At 72.7% G+C, this 20,394-nt stretch carries 20 protein-coding genes; 3 read left to right on the forward strand and 17 right to left on the reverse strand.

Going from position 1 to position 20,394, the window contains the following annotated elements:
• The 7 genes from ACWCO8_RS03580 to ACWCO8_RS03610 form a co-directional block, all read right to left on the reverse strand.
• Positions 1-528, reverse strand: coding sequence for a Pycsar system effector family protein (locus tag ACWCO8_RS03580; protein WP_451030714.1), 528 nt, complete (start codon positions 526-528; stop codon positions 1-3).
• On the reverse strand, positions 525-2,003 hold the full coding sequence (locus ACWCO8_RS03585; protein WP_451030715.1) for a hypothetical protein: 1,479 nt from the start codon (positions 2,001-2,003) through the stop codon (positions 525-527). Before ACWCO8_RS03585 ends, ACWCO8_RS03580 begins: the two co-directional genes overlap by 4 nt.
• Positions 2,000-4,369: a hypothetical protein gene (locus ACWCO8_RS03590; protein ID WP_451030716.1), complete on the reverse strand. Its 2,370-nt coding sequence runs from the start codon at positions 4,367-4,369 to the stop codon at positions 2,000-2,002. The genes ACWCO8_RS03585 and ACWCO8_RS03590 overlap by 4 nt, the downstream gene beginning before the upstream one ends.
• Positions 4,366-5,178, reverse strand: a complete 813-nt coding sequence (locus ACWCO8_RS03595) for a hypothetical protein (protein WP_451030717.1) — start codon at positions 5,176-5,178, stop codon at positions 4,366-4,368. Before ACWCO8_RS03595 ends, ACWCO8_RS03590 begins: the two co-directional genes overlap by 4 nt.
• Positions 5,179-5,256: 78 nt before the next feature.
• Complete coding sequence (locus tag ACWCO8_RS03600; protein ID WP_451030718.1) at positions 5,257-5,979, reverse strand: Crp/Fnr family transcriptional regulator; 723 nt, start codon at positions 5,977-5,979, stop codon at positions 5,257-5,259.
• 262 nt (positions 5,980-6,241) lie between these two features.
• Positions 6,242-8,785, reverse strand: a complete 2,544-nt coding sequence (locus tag ACWCO8_RS03605) for a polynucleotide kinase-phosphatase (RefSeq protein WP_451030719.1) — start codon at positions 8,783-8,785, stop codon at positions 6,242-6,244.
• Entirely contained in the window at positions 8,782-10,260 is a 1,479-nt protein-coding gene (locus ACWCO8_RS03610) for a 3' terminal RNA ribose 2'-O-methyltransferase Hen1 (RefSeq protein WP_451030720.1), read from the reverse strand. The genes ACWCO8_RS03605 and ACWCO8_RS03610 overlap by 4 nt, the downstream gene beginning before the upstream one ends.
• 231 nt (positions 10,261-10,491) lie before the next feature.
• Here ACWCO8_RS03610 and ACWCO8_RS03615 point away from each other — a divergent pair, with 231 nt between their 5' ends.
• On the forward strand, positions 10,492-10,965 hold the full coding sequence (locus tag ACWCO8_RS03615) for a hypothetical protein (RefSeq protein WP_451030721.1): 474 nt from the start codon (positions 10,492-10,494) through the stop codon (positions 10,963-10,965).
• A 147-nt stretch (positions 10,966-11,112) separates the two neighbouring features.
• Here ACWCO8_RS03615 and ACWCO8_RS03620 read toward each other — a convergent pair whose 3' ends face one another.
• The 5 genes from ACWCO8_RS03620 to ACWCO8_RS03640 form a co-directional block, all read right to left on the reverse strand.
• Positions 11,113-11,343 (reverse strand): hypothetical protein, encoded by a 231-nt coding sequence (locus ACWCO8_RS03620; protein ID WP_451030722.1) that lies wholly within the window; start codon positions 11,341-11,343, stop codon positions 11,113-11,115.
• Positions 11,340-11,723, reverse strand: coding sequence for a DUF6415 family natural product biosynthesis protein (locus ACWCO8_RS03625; protein WP_451030723.1), 384 nt, complete (start codon positions 11,721-11,723; stop codon positions 11,340-11,342). Before ACWCO8_RS03625 ends, ACWCO8_RS03620 begins: the two co-directional genes overlap by 4 nt.
• A 124-nt stretch (positions 11,724-11,847) precedes the next feature.
• Positions 11,848-13,062: a helix-turn-helix domain-containing protein gene (locus ACWCO8_RS03630; protein WP_451030724.1), complete on the reverse strand. Its 1,215-nt coding sequence runs from the start codon at positions 13,060-13,062 to the stop codon at positions 11,848-11,850.
• A gap of 284 nt (positions 13,063-13,346) precedes the next feature.
• Entirely contained in the window at positions 13,347-14,249 is a 903-nt protein-coding gene (gene mmuM / locus ACWCO8_RS03635; RefSeq protein ID WP_451030725.1) for a homocysteine S-methyltransferase, read from the reverse strand.
• Between the two features lie 14 nt (positions 14,250-14,263).
• Complete coding sequence (locus ACWCO8_RS03640; RefSeq protein ID WP_451030726.1) at positions 14,264-15,187, reverse strand: LLM class F420-dependent oxidoreductase; 924 nt, start codon at positions 15,185-15,187, stop codon at positions 14,264-14,266.
• A 251-nt stretch (positions 15,188-15,438) separates the two neighbouring features.
• Between ACWCO8_RS03640 and ACWCO8_RS03645 the strand changes: the two genes are divergently transcribed.
• Positions 15,439-15,675 carry a hypothetical protein gene (locus tag ACWCO8_RS03645; RefSeq protein WP_451030727.1) on the forward strand — a complete coding sequence of 79 codons (237 nt, stop codon included), beginning with the start codon at positions 15,439-15,441 and terminating at the stop codon, positions 15,673-15,675.
• Between the two features lie 26 nt (positions 15,676-15,701).
• On the opposite strand, the gene ACWCO8_RS03650 is transcribed toward ACWCO8_RS03645, so the two are convergent.
• The 5 genes from ACWCO8_RS03650 to ACWCO8_RS03670 all read right to left on the reverse strand — a co-directional run bounded on the left by ACWCO8_RS03650 (position 15,702) and on the right by ACWCO8_RS03670 (position 19,183).
• Positions 15,702-16,202 (reverse strand): DUF6099 family protein, encoded by a 501-nt coding sequence (locus ACWCO8_RS03650; protein WP_451030728.1) that lies wholly within the window; start codon positions 16,200-16,202, stop codon positions 15,702-15,704.
• 126 nt (positions 16,203-16,328) lie between these two features.
• Positions 16,329-16,718, reverse strand: a complete 390-nt coding sequence (locus ACWCO8_RS03655) for a nucleotide pyrophosphohydrolase (protein WP_362014575.1) — start codon at positions 16,716-16,718, stop codon at positions 16,329-16,331.
• A complete protein-coding gene (locus tag ACWCO8_RS03660) occupies positions 16,711-17,931 on the reverse strand; it encodes an ATP-binding protein (protein WP_451030892.1) in 1,221 nt (406 codons plus the stop codon). Before ACWCO8_RS03660 ends, ACWCO8_RS03655 begins: the two co-directional genes overlap by 8 nt.
• 292 nt (positions 17,932-18,223) lie before the next feature.
• The gene (locus ACWCO8_RS03665; protein ID WP_451030729.1) at positions 18,224-18,649 is read right to left on the reverse strand and encodes a cell division protein SepF; all 426 of its coding nucleotides are present in this window, start codon (positions 18,647-18,649) and stop codon (positions 18,224-18,226) included.
• A 78-nt stretch (positions 18,650-18,727) separates the two neighbouring features.
• Positions 18,728-19,183, reverse strand: coding sequence for an Lrp/AsnC family transcriptional regulator (locus ACWCO8_RS03670; RefSeq protein ID WP_451030730.1), 456 nt, complete (start codon positions 19,181-19,183; stop codon positions 18,728-18,730).
• Positions 19,184-19,299: 116 nt separating this feature from the next.
• Here ACWCO8_RS03670 and ACWCO8_RS03675 point away from each other — a divergent pair, with 116 nt between their 5' ends.
• Complete coding sequence (locus ACWCO8_RS03675) at positions 19,300-20,367, forward strand: asparaginase (RefSeq protein WP_451030731.1); 1,068 nt, start codon at positions 19,300-19,302, stop codon at positions 20,365-20,367.
• Positions 20,368-20,394: the final 27 nt, after the last annotated feature.

A 20,394-nucleotide genomic window follows, 5' to 3' on the forward strand; every position in this document is an offset into this window, starting at 1 on the left:
TCACCACAGTCCGCTGAAGAGGGCCGGCAGCGCGCCGAGCGCGAGAGCGCTCACGCCCCGACGCAGCCACCGGTATTTCGCGGCGAGCACGACACCGTGCACGCTCGCCTGTTCGAGAAGCCAGTCGGTGACGTCCGCGCCGGACGTCGTGAGCCGGTCGCGCAGCACGTCCGGCCCGGTCCCCGCCGTCAGTTCGCGCAGCAGGGTGCGGTCGGCGCCGACGCGGGTACGCGGCAGGACCACCGAGACGAGCATCAGGACCCCGGCCGTCCACAGCACCCCGGCGCCCACGAACAGGGCCAGGCCCGCGCCCGACGAGGGCAGGGGGCCGGGGTCCCGGGAGAAGACCACCGCCAGGAAGGCGAGGGCGCCGGAGAGCAGGATCGCCGCCTTCGTGTCGGCCCGGCCGATGTCCTCGCGGACGGTGGTGAGGAGCCGCTCGGCCATGAAGCGGAGGTCGGCGGCGTCCGGCACGCGTGCGGGGGTCGGGGTGGGAGAGGGTGTCGGGGTGGGCGTGGGCGCGGTCATTCCGTGTCCCAGTCGTTGAAGTCGGAGCTGGGGCGACGCGCGGGACCCCGGTCGTCGAAGTCCCGCTCGCCGTAACGTCGTTCGTCGTACCGCCGGTCGTCGTACCGCCGGTCGTCGTAGCGCCCCTCGTCATGGCGCCGGCGGCGGGCGCGGTCCCGCTCGGAGGACGACTGGACGCGGGTCGGCTCGTAGACCGTCCGTTCCTCGTCCCGTACCTCCCGCGCGTCCTCGTCCCGTACCTCCCGCGCGTCCTGATCCAGTACGTCCCGCTCGTCCTCGTCGCGCTCGTCGTCGCGCCACGGCGGCGCGACGGGCTCGGGTTGCCCCTGGCCCCTGTCCAGGGCCGCCCTGCCGCGGCGGGAACCGGGCGGGTTGAGGACCCGGTGGGCGACTCCGCCGAGGACCGAGCCCGTGCTCTCCCGCAGGAACTCCAGTACCTGGTACATCGGTTCGCCGATGTCGTGCCGCTCCAGGACCCCGGTGTCGAGCAGGCGGTTGAACACGGCCAGGAAGTCGGCCTGTCCCTCCCGCTTCTCGTGCTGGAGCTCGCGCCTGATCTCCCACTGCTTGTCGGGGTTCATCGCCATGTGGTGGGCGATCTGGGCCAGGTCACCGCGCCGGAACAGCTCTTCGAGCTCCCGGGCCCGTTCCGCGACGAGCCCGCGCTCGCCCAGCTCCTTGAGCCGCTTCTGCTCCAGCTCGCGCTCGTCGACCTGGATCGACACCTCGATGATGTCCCGCTCGCCGACCTTCTCCTTGATGGCGTCGGCCAGGTCGATGAAGACCAGGACCCGTACGCGCAGCCCCAGGTCCTCGCCGAGGCTGAAGCGCCCGGAGCTCAGCTCCTCCCGTACGGCCTCGTCGGCGCGCTGCGCGTCGGTGAGCCGGAACCGGCGGGACACCGCCCGCAGCCCGTCCAGGAGGTCGTCGCGGATCAACTCGGCCACGTCCCAAACCTGTTGGGTGACGACGAGGTACGGGTCCGCCACCTCCCACACCACCCGTGCGGCGGCCTGGAAGAAGATGCCGTCCCCCGAGGCGGGCAGGCTCAGCTCGAACTCGGTGACATGGCGGCCGGTCAGCACCTCGAAGACGGTGTACGGGGAGCCCAGGAGGGGCTTGTTGGTGTCCTCGGTGCGGTCGGGCCACATGATCCGGTGGCCGCCGTTGCGGTAGAGCAACACGGCCGCGACCGCGCCGCTGGTCCGCTTGTACGGGGGCGCGAGCTCACAGAACAGCGGCCCCACGGCCTTCTCCCCGCCCGGCTGCCCCGGCTGCCCGGGCTGCTCCTGCTGTCCCTGCTGGCCCTGCTGTCCGCGCCCGGCCTGCTGACCTCGCTGCTGGCCCCGCGCTCCTTGCGCTCCCTGCGCTCCCTGCGCGCCTTGTGCGCCCTGTGCGCCGCCCTGCTGTCGCCGCTGCCCTTGTCCGCCGCCCTGCCCGCCCTGGCCGCCGTTCTGGTTCCGGGGGTCGTTCATCGCTCGGCTCCTTCCGCCACCGCGTCCCACATCCGGCCCGCGGCCCGCCGGTCCATCGGCCGGTCACGGTCGCCGACCAGTTCCTTCAGCAGCCCGCGCAGCCGGTCGCGGTCCCTGCGTGTCACCCCGAGCAGCGGCAGGAGCCGGCACACGTGGTCCAGGGCCTCCTCGTCGCGCGACGCGCGGCGCAGCAGGCTCCCCAGGCCGTCGAGGGCGGCCTCGCCCGAACGCCCGGTGGAGAGCGTGTGGCGCAGCAGCCCCGCGAGGTGCGGCGCCAGGGAGGGGTGGGTGGCGAGCAGGGCCACGAGGAGCGGCCGGGCCGCGTGCGGTTCGAGCTCGGGCACGTCCCGCAGCCCCCAGAGGTGGGTGGTCCGGAACGTCAGCGTGTTCAGCATGGAGACCAGGACCAGGTTGGCGAGGTTGAGCCGCCCGTCGCGGAGCCAGGCCGCCATCCGCCGTACGACCGGCTCCGGGTCGCCCGAGGCGAGCAGCCGTACGACGCTGAAGGAGGCCGTGCCGATGACGTCCACGTCGGTGGCCTCCCGGCGGCGCACCACGCGCGCGAGCGCGTCGAGCGAGCCCGTCACGGTCCCGGCGGCGAGGACGTAGCCGTGGGTGAGCAGGGCGGCGTCGAGGAGGTCGTCGTCCTCGCCGTTCGCCCACTCCTTGAGGACGGCGACGACGGCCGGCTTCACGCGCGGGTTGCGGGCCGCCTCGGCGAGCGCGGTCGCGGCGGCCATCCGCGGTACGGCGCTGTCCATGGCCGCCATCGGGGCGATCAGCTCGCCGAACCCGTAGATCCAGTCCCAGGAGCAGAGCACGCCCGCGGCGATGGAGGCACGTACCCACACCTCGGGGCGCGGGTCGTGGCAGAGCGTCCGGAGCCAGCGGGAGACCGGGCCGCGCACGTTGTGGTAGCCGTCCCAGATCTCGGCGAGGACGGCCGGGGCCAGCGCCTCGCCCTGGAAGCGGATGGCCCGGACCGGCACCTTGACGGAGCCGAGGTCGAGCTCGCCGTCCTCCAGGACCGAGCGGGCCAGGACGGGCCGGCTGTCGGCGTGCGTACCGAAAAGCCGTCGTCCCGGCGGCTGTTCGGGGTCGAGGGTGGCGGCCAGCTCCCAGGTGAGGAGTTCGGCCGCCTCGGCGGCGATGCTGTACGCCGAGCCGTTGAAGACGGCGACCGCGATCCGGAACGCCGTGGCGTTGAGGGCGGGCAGCGCCTCCGGCAGGGTGCCGGGCCGGTCCGCGCCGGCGAACCAGGAGCGGGCCTGCGCGCGGACGAACGCCGAGCAGTCGTCCAGGAGTTCGGCGTCGGTCAGCTCCTCCTTCTGCCGCCTGGCCAGGTGGTCGGCGAGCCGGGCGGCCTCCCGGGGGCGGAGCGCGTCGAGGCCGAGGGCCTTGGTCACGTCCGCGCGCGTGGCCAGGGCCCGAGCGCCGTCGAGGGCGCCCTCGGGCTCGCCCCGCAGCAGCATCCGCAGGTGGCGGTGGAGGACCTCGTGGGAGGGCGGTGGCGGGCAGTACATCCCGTACCGCCCGCGCAGCAACCGGTCGGCGAGGTCGCCGCTCTCGACGAGGACGACGCCGTACGCGTCCTGTTCGCGCAGCTGCTCGCTGAACCGGTCGAGGTGCAGTTCGGAGAGGCGTACGCGGGTACGGCGGGTCCGGTCACGGGGCTCGTCGCGACCCCGGTGCGGCTCGTGCTCGGCCCGGCCCTCGTCGGACGGGAGTTCCAGAAGGTGGCCGAAGCCCCCCTCCAGCGACGCGGTGTCGATCTCGTCGACGCGGTGGCGGGGGTCGAGCCGGTTGACCTTGTGGTCGGTGACCTCGGAGAGCAGGGCGAGGGCGGTGGCCTTGCGGCCGCTGCCGGGTTCGCCGCTCAGGACGAGGAGGCGGTTGCCGCGCAGGAGGTCCCGCATCCGCGCGTAGCCGGGCACTTCGCGGTACACGTCGTCCAGGTGCTGGAGCGTCTCCTGCGGCACGGCGCCCTGGACCAGTTCGGGGCGGGTGCCCGCCCAGAACTGGGTGATCCACTGGTTGCCCTCGTAGATGTGACCGTCGCCGCCGATCTCGTACGTACGGCCGGCGGGCCGGGGCGCGAGGGTGCGCAGGGCGGCCCGCGCGGTTCCGGCGCCGCCGGTACCGCCCACCCCGTCGACCGGACTGCGGCCGGCGCGCTCGAACGGATTCAGCTCCGGGGCCGGGGCGGATTCGGTGCCGCCTTCGGGCCTCTCGGGCCCGGAGGTCTCGCCGCCTCCCGTTCCGCCGGACCCGCCCGAACCGCCCGACCCGCCCGAGCCGCCCGAGCCGCCGGGGGAGGCGTCGTCCCGGGACTCCTCCGGGGCCGGGGCGTCGTCCTGGTCGCTCATGCCGTCTCCCCCTCTGCGGCGGCGGGCCGGTCCTTGCGGATGCCGGTGAAGCCCCCGTGGATCGTGTTCCGCTCGAACACCTGCATGTCGCCCCCGGCGTGGTACCGACGCGAGGGCTCGGGTGCGGGTACGTCGATGGGCGGTGGGCCGTCCCCCCGCGCCGGCCCACCGCCGGTCTGTGCGCCCCCCGGGGCCGCCGGGAGCGGCGGGGCCGGGAGGCGGGGGATGTGGAACCAGGCGAGTTCGTCGGTCTCCTTGGAGCGCACCCGGGCCTGCCGGTAGTGCGCCGGTTCGACGTAACGGCCGCCCTCGACCACGACGTTGGAGTAGAGCCAGTCCGAGACGACCACGAGCAGGTCGGCCTCGGGCGCCGCGGTCATGATCTCCTTGGCCGTCGGGCTGTCGCAGAGCCGGCAGGCGAGGTCGACCGCCCGTCCGACGAGGCCGTGGCCGTCCTCCAGGACGAGACCGGCGTTCATGCCGACCCGTATCCGCAGCCGGTCGCGGCGGTTCGCGTTGTGCTCGCGCAGGCTCTCGTACAGGGTGTCGATCCACCGTCCGACGACGAACATCGGCGGTACGTCGGGGCGCAGCGCCCCGAGGATGCCGTCGCCGCGGTCCTCCTGGTGGACGGCGCCGGGTTCGACGCCGATGGCGGCGTACGCCTCTCCGAAGGCCTCGTACATGGTGGCGCGCATCAGCCGTTTCGCGTCCATGCCCAAGGTGCCCGATCCGACGGCGTCGCCGAAGACGACGAGCCGGTGGATGGCTCCGGCGCTCGCTCCCACGCTCGCTCCCGCAGTGCTCACTCGGACTCCCTGTGTGTGCCGTGGTGCCGTGGTGACGGGTCAAGACTGGCCGCGCGCGGCGGCCCGGGCTGTAGCCGTTTACACACCGGGCGGAGATTTCTCCGCCGGGCTCGTACGAGGTGATCCGCCCTGGGCGAGGAGGAGCAGGACGGGCATGTCGAGGACGACGACCCGGCGGTTCGCGGTACGGACGACGTCCTGTTCGCGCAGCAGCCGCAGGGCCTTGGCCACCGCCTCTCTGGTCGCGCCGACGGCGGCGGCCAGGTCGTGCTGGTGCAGCGGGAGTTCGAGTACGGTCCCGCTCTCGGCGCGCCGGCCCGCGCGCTCGGCCAGTTCGACCAGGCGGGCGGCGAGCCGCTGGAGCACCGTCTCGGAGGCGAGGGAGCGGCGCTCGACGTCGGCGCTGCGCAGCCGGGCGGAGAGCTGCCGCATGATCAGCGCGGTGGCGTGCGGGTGGGTGGCGAGGAAGTGCCGGAAGCGGTCGCCTGAGACGGCCACCGCCTCCACGCGGCCGAGGGCGGTGACGGTGGCGCTGCGCGGGCGCCGGTCCACGGCGGCGAGGTCGCCGACCACCTCGCCCGCGCCGCGCAGGGCGAGGATGAGCCGGGTGCCGCGCTCGGTCTCGACGGAGACGACCGACCAGCCCGAGGTGAGTGCGAGGACGTACGCGGAGGTGTCGCGCTCGCGGATCATCACCTCGCCGGGCTCGTAGGCGCGCGGGGTGCCGGCGGCGAGGAGCGCGGTGCGGTCCTGGTCGGGGAGGGCGTGGAGGAACGAGCGGTCCTGGCCGAAAAGACTCACCGTCGCTCACCCCCCGCTCCCGCCCGCTCGGCGGCGGCCGCGCGGCCTTTCGGCCACGTGACGAAACCGCTCCGCCTGCGCGCTCATGTGTATGGGTCTCACCTCACGTGACGAGCGCAGCCACTCTGTTGACGCTGCGTCACGCCGTGGGGTGAAGAACGCTAGGGGCTGGTGCGAATACCCGCCAACGAGCATGGGGGGCGCAGGGGAGCGTTGCTATCCAGCCCCCTGCGCCCCCCGTGGCGGCACCGTCTCGATCACGTCACAGACGTGGATCCACCGGCTCGGACTCCAGTGCGAGCACCGCGAAGACGGCCTCGTGTACCCGCCAGAGCGGCTCGCCCTCGGCCAGCCGGTCCACCGCTTCCAGGCCGAGCGCGTACTCGCGCAGGGCCAGCGAACGCTTGTGGCCGAGGAAGCGGTTGCGCAGCCGCTCCAGGTTCTCCGGGCGGGTGTACTCCGGTCCGTAGATGATCCGCAGGTACTCGCGGCCGCGGACCTTCACGCCCGGCTGGACGAGCCGGCCGTTTGCCCCGCGGACGAGCGCGGCGAGCGGCTTGACGACCATGCCCTCGCCACCGGCGGCCGTCATCTCCAGCCACCAGTCGACCCCGGCCCTCACCGACTCCTCGTCGCCCGTGTCGACGATCAGCCGGCGCGTGACCTGGAGCAGTCCGGTCGGGTCGGCGTCGACGAGCCGGTCGAGCCACCCGAGCTGCTCGTCGTGCGGCACGGCCGTCAGCGCGCGCCCCCGCGCGGCGAGGATCTGGAACGGGGCGAACCGCACCCCCTCCAGGCCCTGCGTCGGCCAGCAGTACCGCCGGTACGCCTCCGTGAACGCCTCGGCGTCGTCGGCCCGTTCGCGCTGCTTGGCCAGGAGCGCGTCCACGCCCGCGACCCCGCGCGCCGCCGCCTGCTCCAATGCGCCCAGCGCGCCCGGGAAGACGGCGCGGGAGGCCGCGCCGACGGCCGCGTACTGCGAGCGGAGCAGCCCGGCCGACTTCAGCGACCACGGCATGAGCTCGCCGTCGAGCAGCAGCCAGTCGGTGTCGAGGCTCTCCCAGAGCCCGGCGGCCGTGATCGCCGCCCGCAGCCGCGCGAGGACCTCCTCGGTGACCTCCTGGTCGTCGAAGAAGGGCCGTCCGGTACGGGTGTGCAGGGCGCCGGTCACGCCGGTGACCCCGAACCGTTCGCGCGCCGCCTCCTCGTCCCGGCAGACCAGGGCGACGGCCCGCGAGCCCATGTGCTTCTCCTCGCACACGACCCGCTCGACCCCGTCCGCCTTGTACTGCGCGAACGCCTCGGCCGGGTGCTCCAGGTAGCCCTCCCGCTTCGAGGTCGCGGTCGGCGCCATGGTCGGCGGCAGGTAGGCGAGCAGGCGCGGGTCGACCGCGAACCGGCTCATGACCTCCAGGGCCGCCGCGGCGTTCTCCTCGCGTACGGACACGTTGCCCATCTGCCGGGTCTCCACGATCCGGCGTCCGTGCACGTCGGCGAGGTCCAGCGGCCGGCCCTCGTGCCCGCCGGGCGCCTCGCCGGCGAGCGGCCGCGCGGGCTCGTACCAGACCTTCTCCGCCGGTACGTCGACGAGTTCACGCTCCGGCCAGCGCAGCGCGGTCATCCTCCCGCCGAAGACGGCACCCGTGTCGAGGCAGATGGTGTTGTTGATCCACGCGGTGTTCGGGACGGGCGTGTGGCCGTAGACGACGGTGGCCTTGCCCCGGTACTCCTCCGCCCACGGGTAGCGCACGGGCAGCCCGAACTCGTCGGTCTCCCCGGTCGTGTCCCCGTACAGCGCGTGCGAGCGCACCCGGCCGGAGGTCCGGCCGTGGTACTTCTCCGGCAGACCGGCGTGGCAGACCACCAGCTTGCCCTCGTCGAGGACGTAGTGGCTGACGAGCCCGTCGATGAACGTGCCCACCTCGGCGCGGAACTCCTCGCTCTCGCGCCCCAGTTGTTCGATGGTCTCGGCGAGGCCGTGGGTCTCCTGGACCTTGCGGCCCTTGAGCCAGCGGCCCAGCTTGTTCTCGTGGTTGCCCGGCACGCAGAGCGCGTCCCCGGCCGCGACCATGGACATCACGCGCCGGAGGACGCCCGGGCTGTCCGGGCCCCGGTCCACGAGGTCGCCGACGAAAACGGCCGTACGGCCCTCGGGGTGGTGGCCGTCGACGTAACCGAGCCTCCCGAGCAGGGTCTCCAGCTCGGAGCGGCAGCCGTGGATGTCACCGATGATGTCGAAGGGTCCGGTGACGTGGCGCAGGTCGTTGAACCGCTTCTCCAGGACGACCTGGGCGGCCTCCACCTCCTCGACGCTCCGCAGGACGTGCACCTTGCGGAAGCCCTCGCGCTCCAGGCCGCGCAGCGAGCGCCGCAGCTCGCGGCGGTGGCGCTGGACGACGTGCCGGGGCATGTCGGCGCGGTCGGGACGGGCCGCGTTCCGCGCCTGGCAGACCTCCTCGGGCAGGTCGAGGACGATCGCGATCGGGAGCACGTCGTACTGGCGGGCGAGTTGGACGAGCTGACGCCGCGCCTCCTGCTGGACGTTGGTGGCGTCGACGACGGTCAGCCGTCCCGCCTCCAGGCGCTTGCCGGCGATGTAGTGCAGGACGTCGAAGGCGTCCCGGCTGGCGCTCTGGTCGTTCTCGTCGTCGGCGACCAGGCCCCGGCAGAAGTCGGAGGAGATGACCTCGGTGGGCTTGAAGTGGCGGTGCGCGAACGTGGACTTGCCGGAACCGCTCGCCCCGATCAGGACGACGAGGGACAGGTCGGTGACGGGCAGCGTGCGGGTGGTCTCGGTGGTGGTCATGCCTGCTCCTCCTTCGGGGTCGCGGTGGTCGGGGTGTCGGTCTGGGTGAAGACGGCCATCTGGGTCGGCGGGCCGACCTCGGGGTCGTCGGGTCCGACAGGTGTGAACTCGACTCCGTATCCGTACTGTTCGGCGACGCGACCCGCCCAGGCGCGGAACTCCTCGCGGTTCCACTCGAAGCGGTGGTCGCTGTGCCGGACGTGTCCGGCCGGGAGGGACTCCCAGCGGACGTTGTACTCGACGTTCGGGGTGGTCACGAGGACCGTCCGGGGGCGCGCCGAGCCGAACACGGCGTATTCGAGCGCGGGCAGCCTGGGCAGGTCGAGGTGCTCGATGACCTCGCTCAGGACGGCCGCGTCGTAGCCGGTGAGCCGCTTGTCGGTGTACGCGAGGGAGCCCTGGATCAGCTTCACCCGGCCGGCCTGCCGCTCGCCGAGCCGCTCGAGCCGCAGCCGGCGCCCGGCGACGGTCAGGGCCCGTACGGACACGTCGACACCGACGATGTCGGTGAAGCGCACGTCCTTGAGCAGCGCCTGCACCAACTGGCCCTGTCCGCAGCCGAGATCGAGCACACGGGTCGCGTCGGCGGCGCGCAGCGCGGCGAGGATCGCGTCCCGGCGCTGCACGGCGAGCGGCACCGGCTTCTCCTCGGTGTCCGTCGTCTCGTCGACGGCGTTGTCGACGTCCTCGACATCGAGGTCGTCGGCCTCGGCGAGGCGGGCGAGCTCCAGGCGCTCCATGGCGTCGCGGGTCAGGCCCCAGCGGCGGGAGAGGTAGCGGCTGGTGATCAGCTTCTGCTCGGGGTGGTCGGCCAGCCAGCCGTCGCCCGCGCGCAGCAGCTTGTCGACCTCGTCGGGCGAGACCCAGTAGTGCTTGGCGTCGTCGAGGACGGGCAGCAGGACGTACAGCTGGTTGAGCGCGTCGGCGAGCCGCAGCTCCCCTTCGAGGACGAGGCGCACGTAGCGCGAGTCGCCCCACTCGGGGAACGCGGTGTCGAGCGCCACCGGCTCCGCCTCGACCGTGTCCCAGCCGAGGGGCCCGAACAGCTTGCGGACCAGCTCGGCCCCGCCGCGCGCGGGCAGCGCCGGGACCTCGACGCGCAGCGGCAGCGGCGCGGCGGCCCGCTCGGGCATCGCCTTGCAGGCGCCGTGCAGGGCGCTCTTGAAGACGGTGGCGAGGGCGACGGCGAGCAGCGAGGACGCGGCGTAGGGCCGGTCGTTCACGTACTGCGCGAGCGCGGAGTCGGGGGCGCCGCCCCGGCCCTTGCCCTTGCCGCGCCGCACCAGACCCACGGGGTCGATCTCCAGGAGGAGCGCGGCCGTGCACCGCTCGGCGCTCGCCTCGGGGTAGAGGACGTGCGCCGTGCCGTGCGAGGTCGAGAACGTCTGCGCGTTGTCGGGATGCTTGTGCAGCAGAAAGCCCAGATCGGTCGCGGGACGTTCGGGGGTGCCGGTGGTGCTGATCGTCAGGAACACACGTCCGAGTATGCGCAGGTGGGGGCCCATGACGGTACTGGTTTGTCTGGAGACGGCGGAAGACCCCACCGTGTCGGCGGGGCCCCGTTGACTCCGGTCGAGGCTCGGACCTGGTTTTGTTCACACGTTGGCGTTCTGGTGCATGATTTGAGCACGTTCAAATATGATGGGAGTCCGGCCGGCGAGGCCGGATGGCGGCGGCTGCCCGGGGACATGCGGGGAGGGGTTGGCGTGGGCCGACAGTTGTGGCGCTCAATCGCGTTCATAGGGGCGGTGGTGGCGCTGACGGTGTCCTGCGGCTGGGCTGCGGCGATCCATGCCGCAGAGATTCCGGCGGTTCAGGTTGAGGGGCGCTGGACCAACGAGGCGGGCACATTTGTGATCTTCCACGAGGACCACACCTTCACCACCGAGCGCTTCGACGAGTTGCCCGTCGCTCAGGACTGCGAAAACCCTTCGGCCTTGTCGGCCGGCCGCTGGGCGTTCTACGCCCCGGCTGGAACGGACCAGGTCAATACCCCTGACGAGTCCGCAGCACGCGGCACCGTGCTGTCGCTGATCTTCTCCACCGGAGACTGCGAGGTGGACGCCTACCTCTTCGGTGACGAAGACGACCCTGCGATGTGTCCGACCGGGGACCCGGATGTCGGGTGCCCCGGTGACGGCTATCTCCACCGAAACCAGAACACGGCTTCCGGCTTCTGAAGCGGCCGGGACTCGTCCAGTCGGCTCAGGCAGGCAACAATCGATTCCGCAACCAATCCCACCCACCACGGACAATCGAGAGAGAGCGATTCCGCTCACGCGAACACCCCCACGCCCAAGGGCATGGGGGTATCGGTCCCTCTGGGATCAGAGGTTCTTACGCCACTCGGCATCCGGAGAGGTGAGGCGCCTTACCAGGATGCGCGCCAGGAGGCGAATAGCTGTCTCGTCTTCCCTCACCTGCTGAATGTGCTCACGGTGGGCGTACACGTCCCTTCCCGGACCGCTGCTCCCCGGCTCGTGCCAGAGGAACACCGCGTCTTCCGCCTCTGTGATCACACCCTCACAGCCACGGCAGAAGTAGAGAGCCTGGCTCACACCTGGCCCCTGAGATTCACGTAGTGGTCGGTGAGCGCCATGACGGACCGTGCGAGCCTCTGCGCGTGCCTCAGGGCCGCTTGCGGTGTGTGGATACGGGATTCCATACCGAGCCGTCTCGTGGCTTCCTCGATGCCCACCAGGGCGCACACACGGGGGATGTCGCCCTTGGGAAGCCTGCCGGCCGCCGCGGTTACCTCAGGGACAGCCAGCATGAGCATCCCCCGGAGTGCCTGCGTCATGCTGTCCACGTCTTCCTCGGACAGACGCTCCGCGTCGTCTCCGAGCGCTCTCAGGGCCGCCTCTCGCATCGTCCGCACGTCGAGCGGGATCGTCTGCTCCAGCACCCGTTCCGGTGACCCCTGAGCGGTAGCGTTCACGGTGTCGACTCCTTGCAGTCGGCCAAGCTCCGGGGCCGTTCGCGCGGTCGCCGGAGCACTGACTTCTCATGCAATCGTCTGGGTGTGAGTACTGACAGGGACGCAGCGTCCTAGTTCTGATCCCTTAGCCGACGACTCCCAGGAACTCGGCCAACGACCTGAGCCCCGGGGGATGGTTGGGGAGCGACCACAGGTCACGGACGATCGCGACAGCCAAGGTGTGGTGTTGCATCCACGTCGGTGCCACCTTGCGCAGGGACTCCAGCGTCTTGACCGCCCCGGCAGCGTCTCCGGTGTCCGCATGGGCACGGGCCACGTCCAGCAGGAGCCACGTACGCCACGACGGCGGGGTGTCCTTCCTCAGCCGCATCCCCTTCGCGAGCGCCAACGCGTCGTGCGGGTGGCCGTACTGAACGGCGAGACGTACCCGCTCGATACGGACGGACGACGGACTGAACACGCTCACCATGCGACTGTCGCCGCCCTCAGGGAGCTTGGCGACCCGTCCGGCTTCCTTCTCCGCGTAGCCCATGAGATCCGCCGCACGGTCATAGTCACCACTCCTGGCTGCTGACGTGGCGGCGCTCATCGTCAGTCCGCCCCAGACCTTGAGTCCGTCTGCCGTCTCTGTATGACCCGCGCTCTTCATGTCGTCCGCAGCACGCAGGGCAATGGCCAGAGCGTCTTCAAGTCGCCCCTGCCGCTGGTAAGTCCAAGCCGTGGAGTTCACGATCATGGGCAGCAGCAGAGGGTTCGAAGACTGTCCCGCGGCGTCTATGGCACGCTCCAGGCTGATCAGCGCCAGGTCCGTCTTCCCCATGCGTACGGCAACGTGTCCGGCAAGCTGTAGCGCCTTCCCCAGAGCTGCGAACCCTTCCCCACGGTCGTCCTGGTCGGCAGAGGCCGTGGCAGAGCGAGCGTCCGCGATCAGTCCGGGGAGCGCCTCCATCACAGAATCGAACTCAGCCGAGTGGTAGCGCGTCCACCCCTCTGCGATCCGCTCCCGCAGGGAGTCCAGGGAGAAGTCAGAGGTCGGGGGTTGCGGCTCGGGTCCCCAGAGCGCGGGCATGACAGCACGCCTCATCGCTACGAATTTGGGCCCGTCCGTCTCTCCCTTGGAGGAGACCGCAGGGGGGTCCCCCAGGAGCGTCGTCAGCTCTACCCCGAGACCGTTCGCCAGGGCGTGGAGCGTGGGGAGACGCGCCGAATGCTTGCGTTGCTGCTCCAACTGACGGATCACGTCCACGGACACGTTGGAGCGTTCCGACAGCTCTTCCTGTGTCAGTCCGGCCAGACGGCGCAGACGGCGCAGGGTCTTGCCCAGGTCTTCGGTCGTCACGCCGCCACCGTACGCCGCCCCTGGGCGCAGGCAGCAGGAGAGCTGCGGAAGATCAGGCAGCGTGTAGCCGACGCACGGGACTACCGGCGCCGGAACGGCCTGTTCGCGGGTGGAGTGACGCCGTGTGGCTGATCGTGGGCCCCGCCGCCGTCCTCGCGGCCGTGGGCGCGGACCTGCTCTGGTGGAAGCGCCGCCGCACCCCGGCCGACAGCCGACCCACCGGCCGCCGAGCACCCCCCACTCGGTCCCGCACCGGCACCGGGTACGGGACCGAACCCCGCGCGTCAGGGCGCGAGGGCGGTGGACAGGGCGGCGATGCGGTCCGGGCCCACGCGGCAGCAGCCGCCGATCAGCCGGGCCCCGGCCGCGGGCCAGTCCCGCATCCGGTCCGGGTCGAAGGAGCCGGTGCCGTGCCAGGCGCGGGCCCCGGCGTCCCACTCCTCCCCGCTGTTGGGGTAGACGACGACCGGCTTCCCGGTGGTCTCCGCCGCGATCCCGACGGCCCGCGCCGCGTCCGCCGGCTCGCAGCAGTTGACCCCGACCGCGAGCACCTGCTCGTTCCCCGCGACGAGCCCGAACGCCTCGGCGAGCCCCTGCCCGGCGCGCGTCCGCTCGCCCGCCACGGTGTACGAGAGCCAGACCGGCACCCCGCACCCCTCGACGGCCCGCAGCAACGCCTCCGCCTCGACCGCGTCCGGCACCGTCTCCAGGGCCAGCACGTCCGGCTCCGCCGCCGCGAGCGCCTCGACCCGGGGCCGGTGGAACCGCTCCAGCTCGCGCACGGTCAGCCCGTACCGGCCCCGGTACTCGCTGCCGTCCGCGAGCATCGCTCCGTACGGCCCCACCGACGCGGCCACCCACACCGGCGCCGGCGCCCCCTCCCCCGCCGCCCGGGCCAGCTCCACGCTGCGCCCGAGCAGCCGCGCCGCCTCCGCCCGGGCCACCCCGCGCCGGGCGAAGCCCTCGAAGGTGGCCTGGTAGCTCGCGGTGATCAGCACCCGCGCGCCCGCCCGCACATAGGCGGTGTGCGCCGCCCCGATCTGCTCGGGCCCGTCGGCGAGCAGCCGCGCCGACCACAGCTCGTCGCTCAGATCGCAGCCCTGGGCCTCAAGTTGGTTGGAGAGCCCGCCGTCGAGGACGAGCACCTCGCGGGCGAGCGCCTCGGCGAGCGGGCGGACGGGCCTCATCGCTGCGCCTCCGTTCAGCCGAGCTGCGACTGGACCTGGGAGGAGATCAGCTCCAGGTGGTCCAGATCGGACAGGTCCAGGACCTGGAGGTAGATCCGGGACGCCCCGATCGCTCCGTACCGCCCGATCTTGTCGACGACCTCGTCGGGCGAGCCGGCCAGCCCGTTCGCCTTCAGCTCCTCCACGTCGCGCCCGATGGCCGCCGCCCGGCGGGCCACCTCCGCGTCGTCCTTGCCGACGCAGACCACCAGGGCGTTGGAGTACACCAGCTCGTCGGCCCGGCGCCCCGCGGCCTCGGCGGCGGCCCGGACGCGCCCGAACTGCCGCTCGCTGTCCTCGATCGAGGCGAAGGGGATGTTGAACTCGTCGGCGTACCGCGCGGCCAGGCGCGGCGTGCGGGTCGCGCCGTGCCCGCCGATGAGGACCGGGATCCGGTCCTGGGCCGGCTTGGGGAGCGCAGGCGAGTCCGCGAGCTGGTAGAACTCGCCGTCGTAGGAGAACTTCTCGCCGAGCTTCGTGTTCCAGAGCCCCGTGACGATCGCCAACTGCTCCTCGAGGCGGCCGAACTTCTCCTTGGGGAACGGGATGCCGTACGCCCGGTGCTCCTCCTCGAACCAGCCCGCGCCCAGGCCCAGTTCGACCCGGCCGCCGGACATCTGGTCGACCTGGGCGACCTGGATGGCCAGGACGCCGGGAAGCCGGAAGGTGCCGGCGGTCATCAGCGTCCCGAGCCGGATCCGCCGGGTCTCGCGAGCGAGGCCCGCCAGGGTGATCCAGGCGTCGGTCGGCCCGGGCAGCCCGTCGGCGGAGCCCATGCTGACGTAGTGGTCGGAGCGGAAGAAGGCGTCGAAGCCGAGGTCCTCGGTGGCCTTGGCGACTGTGAGCAGGGTGTCGTAGTCGGCCCCTTGCTGGGGCTCGGTGAAGATTCGAAGATCCATGCCTCCATCCTGCACCGACGGGCGGCCGTCAACCTCTCCGTCAGCCCGGGGGCAGGTCCTGCCCGGTCGGGTGAATATCGGGCCCGGTGGCGGGGCGCGTCCTGCCTGGCCAGTGACCGTGGCCCGGCGCGCGTCGTTGGCTCGGGCGGTGCCGGACCGCCCGGCGCCCGCGTGCCGGCGGCCGCTGCCGGTACGTCGTTCTCCCGTGTGGCCCTCCCCTCGGGGGAAGGGCCTGGGCCGAGGAGGCCGCCATGTCCCAGGAAGCCGCGCCCGAAAGGGCGATGCCCGAGCAGCCGGTGCAGCAGTCCGTGCCCGAGCAGAAGGGCTCCGGCGCCCCCAAGGGCCTGCTGCAGCAGATGGAGGAGCTGATGGCGGCGCTGACCGCCGACCTGTCGCAGCTGGACGCCGACCTCCAGTCCTCGTCGGACCGGCTGGAGAGCGAGGGCCAGGGACGGAGCGAGGCGAAGGACGAGCCCGGCGCGCGGTGACGCCGGCCCGGCCGCCCGCCGGCGACTCATGACGACGCCCCCGCCGGGCCCGCCCGGCCCCGAGCGGCATCGGGCGGCCGGTCCCGCTCCCGGATCGCGAGTCGGCGCAGCATCCCACGCACCCGGTCGTTCGACTCGTCGGCGGCGTCGATGGCCTCGATGCACTGCCAGTACAGCCCTTCCTCGTCGGTCGCGCAGGCCACGCCGACCAGGGCGATCCCCACTTCCCCGAGCAGCGCGCCGAGCGCGGTCAACGCCACGCGCGGCTCGACCACGTCGGTGAGCTGGGCGGCTCTCGGTCCGCCCGTCCCGAGCAGCGGGTAGTCGGACACCATGCCGCGTCCGCCGCCGATCTCGCTCAGTCCTCGCGCCTCGCTCCGCAGCTCCTGCGGTCCGCAGAGGGCGAGATGACTCCCTATCGCCTGGGCGAGGGCCTGGGCCTGCCAGGCCTCCGCCACGATGTCCAATGCCGTCCCCGCTCCCGCGAGCGCGTGCCGGCCTGCCGCGATCAGTCGCTCCGCTTCCATGTACGCCGCCCCCGTTCGTACGACTTACTGCCCACTGACTCCATTACCCAGCGTGAAGGCGCCTGAGCCCCCACGCCAGAGGAATTCGGAAATCTGTGGACAGTAGGCTCGATGGGGAAATCCCGATCACTCCGAAGAGTGACGAAAACCGTTTTCGGTCGCGCTGTCGTCCCGTTCCTCGGGGATCGGGGGCCGTCGGGCGGGGAATCGAACTTCGTTTCTGTCGATCTTCGCCGCCAGCGCGGCGAGCGGGTCCACGCCCAACACCTCGCAGAACTGCAGCAGATACGCGAGGACGTCGGCGACCTCGTCCTCGACCCGGTGGGCGGTCTTCGGGTCGTCCATCACCCGCTCCGCCTGTTCGGGCGTCAACCACTGGAAGATCTCCAGGAGTTCGGCCGCCTCGACGCTGAGCGCCGCGGCCAGGTTCTTCGGGGTGTGGTACGGCTGCCACTCCCGCGCGGCCGCGAACTCGGCCAGTCTGCGCTGCAATCCCGCTACATCCAGTTCACTCACGCCCCAGGTCTACCACCGACACCCCCGGTGTCTCGCGTGCGTATCGCGCGGCCGGCTCCCCCACCGAGCCCACGAGCCGGATGTGCCCACCGGTGGCGATGTCGGCGGAGAGCCCGAGCAGCGCGCGGAGCTGGCGTCCGTCCAGGGAGCGGTCGAGGCCGTCGGCGAGGACGGTCAGGGTCCGCATCGCGGCGGGCACCTCGCCGAGCTGGTCCATGGCGAGCACTCCGGGCCCGGTGAGCAGGACGAGCGCGAGGGCGAGGTAGCGCAGTTCGCCGTCGCCGAGCCGGCCGAGCGGGGTCGCGAACGGCGCCCGGCGAGGCGCCGGGACCACGGCGCCCCCGGCCCGCCCGGCCGCGCCGGCCGGGCCCGGCCGCACGGCGGCGCCCGGTGCCCGCTCCAGGAGCGCCCGTACCGTCGCGTCGGGCAGCTCCTCCACCCGCAGCCCGGTCACGACCCCCGCGCACCCGGCGCCCGCCACCGTCGCGAGCCGGGCGTGGCGGCGCGGGCACTCGGAGGAGGTGCGGTGCAGCACCTCCGCAAGGTTGTCGCAGCCGCGCAGCAGCCGGCCCTCGCCCATCGGCACGGATCCCCGCATCCGCGTGGGCTCCGGGTCGCAGGGGAACACCGAGCGCAGCGCCACCACCACCTGCTCGGCCGCCGCCAGGACCTCCAGCTGCCCCTTCGTCTTGCCGGCCACGCGCAGCGGCAGCAGCGCGGTGCCGAGGAGGTCGTCGGGGAAGGGCGCCCGGGTGACGGGTGTGGTGCCCGCGGTGTGCCATTCGGCCTGGACGGTGCTGCGGCCGGGGTCGCGGAGCGCGGTGGTGAGGAGCGTACGGCCGCGGCAGGTGAGGCGTTCGCCGACGATACGGAGGGTGGGTTCGGCCTGGACCGCGAGGTCGAGGCGGACGGGTCCGGCCGGGCCGTCGACGGTGCAGCCGATCCGGAAGCCGCGCCTCCCCTGGGCGTCGGGCCGGGCCCGTTCGGGCACGTGGGCGGCGGCGTCGGGGAACGCGGCGGCCAGCTCTTCGCCCGCGCCGAGCCGGGCAAGCGCCTCGTAGGCCCGCAGGGCGCTGGACTTGCCGCTGCCGCTCGCCCCGGTGAAGAGGGTCACGGGGCCGAGCGGGTGGACGGCGGCGCGGTGCGCGGCGAAGGCGGAGAGGCGGAGTTCGGTGACGGCGGGGCGGGCGGGCCGGCGCGCGGAGGCGTCCATCAACTGCCGCAGCGCGTCCCGCCGCGCGGCGCGCCGGTCGAGGCCGGCGGGGCCACCTGGACCCCCGCCGGAACCACCCGATCCACCCCCGGGCGGACCGCCACCCCCCACCGGAGCCCGGTCCCCCGCGGGGCCGCGTAACGGCGCCCGGACCGGGGTCGTACAGGCATGGGAAGCGGCGGAGGAGGAGGGGAAGGAGGAGACGGAATCGGGCGTGTGGCCGCCGGTGGAGTCCATGATCGGACCGTACGCAGCCCCGTGGATGACGAACCGTTACGCCCTGTCCATCTTCCTACGATCGGGGGACGGCCGCCCCGGACACGTCGTCCCCGGCCTCCGCGTCGGACGTGCCCTCGACCTCCGTACCGGCGGGGGCGAGCAGGAAGACGTTGCGGTCGACCCGGTGCATGCCGCTGCCGAGGCCGAAGACCACGCCGCTGCTGAAGTCCAGGATGCGCTTGGCGACTTCGGTGTCCGCGCTGGTCAGGTCGAGGAGGACCGGGATGCGGGCGATGAGGTACTCCGCGACCTCGCGGGCGTCGGCGAAGACCTGCACGCGCAGGACGACCATGCGGCGCTGCTCGGCGGTCTCGTACTCGTCGGGCATCGTGCGGTGGTCGACTCTGGACGGCCATTCGTCACGGCCGCGCAGCGGGACGACCTGGGCGAGGCCCTCCCACTGTGCGTCGGTGACGTCGTACCTCTCGTACCTACTCATGCGCCCATCCTCCCGTTTCTCACCCGTTCGGCCCAACACCGACACGAGTGGACTCTGCCGGGCCGTTCGCGGAGGTCATCAGCGTTCGACCGGCAGTCCGCGCGGTTCCTTGACCCGCTTCATGATGATCTGCGAGTTGACCTCCGTGACGCCCGCGAGCGAGGTGAGCCGCTCGATCCAGAGGCGTTCGTACGCGGCGAGGTCGGCGACCGCGATGCGCAGGAGGCAGCCGGGGCTACCGAAGAGGCGGTAGGCCTCGATGACGTCGGGGATGGTCTGCAGGGCCGCCTCGAAGGCCTCGACGGTCTCCCGGTCGCGCCGGACCTCGATCGAGACGAGGACCTCGAAGCCGCGCCCGACGGCGGAGGGGTCGATCACGGCGCGGTACCCCTGGATCACCCCGTCCTCCTCCAGCTGCCGTACGCGCCGCAGGCACGCGGAGGCGCTGAGGCCGACGCGCTGGGCGAGCTCCAGATTGCTCAGCCGGCCGTCGTCCTGAAGCTCACGCAAGATGCTGCGGTCAATCCGGTCCATGACGCAATTATGCATGCCGGAATTCACGATTCCGGCGCGGAACTCGCAATCAAATTCCATGCAAGCTGAACTATCGTTGCGAAGGCGACTACCTTCGATCCCCGGGACAGACACCCATGCAGTGGACACGCGACGACCGGCCCCGCCGGATCACCCTCATCAGCACGGGCGGCACCATAGCCAGCCGCTGGCAGGGCACCGGTTACGCCGCCGACGCGTCGGGCGACGACGTCCTGGCCACCTCGGCGCTGCCCGAGGGCGTGACGGTCGAGGTCGTCGACCTGTTCAACGTCAACAGCTCCCGGATGACCTCCGCCCGCCAGCTCACCCTGCTGCACGCGGTCCACGCGGCCCTCGCCGACCCGAATGTGGACGGCGTCGTGGTCACGCACGGCACGGACACCCTGGAGGAGTCCGCCTTCTTCCTGGACCTCCACCACTCCGACCCCCGCCCGGTCGTCTTCACCGGCGCGCAGCGTCCGCTCGGTACGGGCGACGGCGACGGGCCCGGCAATGTGTACGACGCCCTGCAGGTCGCCGCCTCGGTGCGCGACCTGGGCGTGCTCGTGGTCTTCGACGGCCGCGTCCACGCGGCGCGCGGCACGGTGAAGACGCAGACCCTCGCCGCGGACGCGTTCGCGGACCCCTCCGAGAGCGTCCTCGGGAAGGTCGGCTTCGGCAGCGTGCACATCCGCCGCAGCCCGGACCGCCCCACTCCGCTGCCGCTGCCCAAGGCCACGGCCACCGGCGACACGGCCGAGGAGCTGCCCCGGGTCGACGTGGTCATGCACCACAGCGACGGCGACCCGCTCTTCCTGAACACCTCCGTCGCGGCCGGCGCCGGGGGCGTCGTGCTCGTCGGCACCGGGGCGGGCAACGCCACCCCCGAGATCTCCGCGGCCGTCGGCGCGGCCGTCGCCGACGGCACCCTGGTGGCCCTGAGCACGCGGGTCCCCGCCGGCCCGATCGCCGAGCTGTACACCGGCGGCGGCGCCGTGGACCTGGTGGCCGCCGGAGCCGTACCCGCGGGGACGCTGCGCGCGGGGCAGGCCCGGATGGCCGTCCTGGCGACGCTTCTCGCGGACGTCTCCGCCGAGCGCCGCCCGGCCCTGCTGCACAGCCTGCTGAACGGCCCGGTGCGCCCCGAGCCCGCCCTCGCGACGTCCGGCTCCCGCGCCTCCTGACGGCCCCGCGGCTGGGCGGGAGTCGGG

Source organism: Streptomyces sp. NPDC001927, assembly GCF_053594455.1.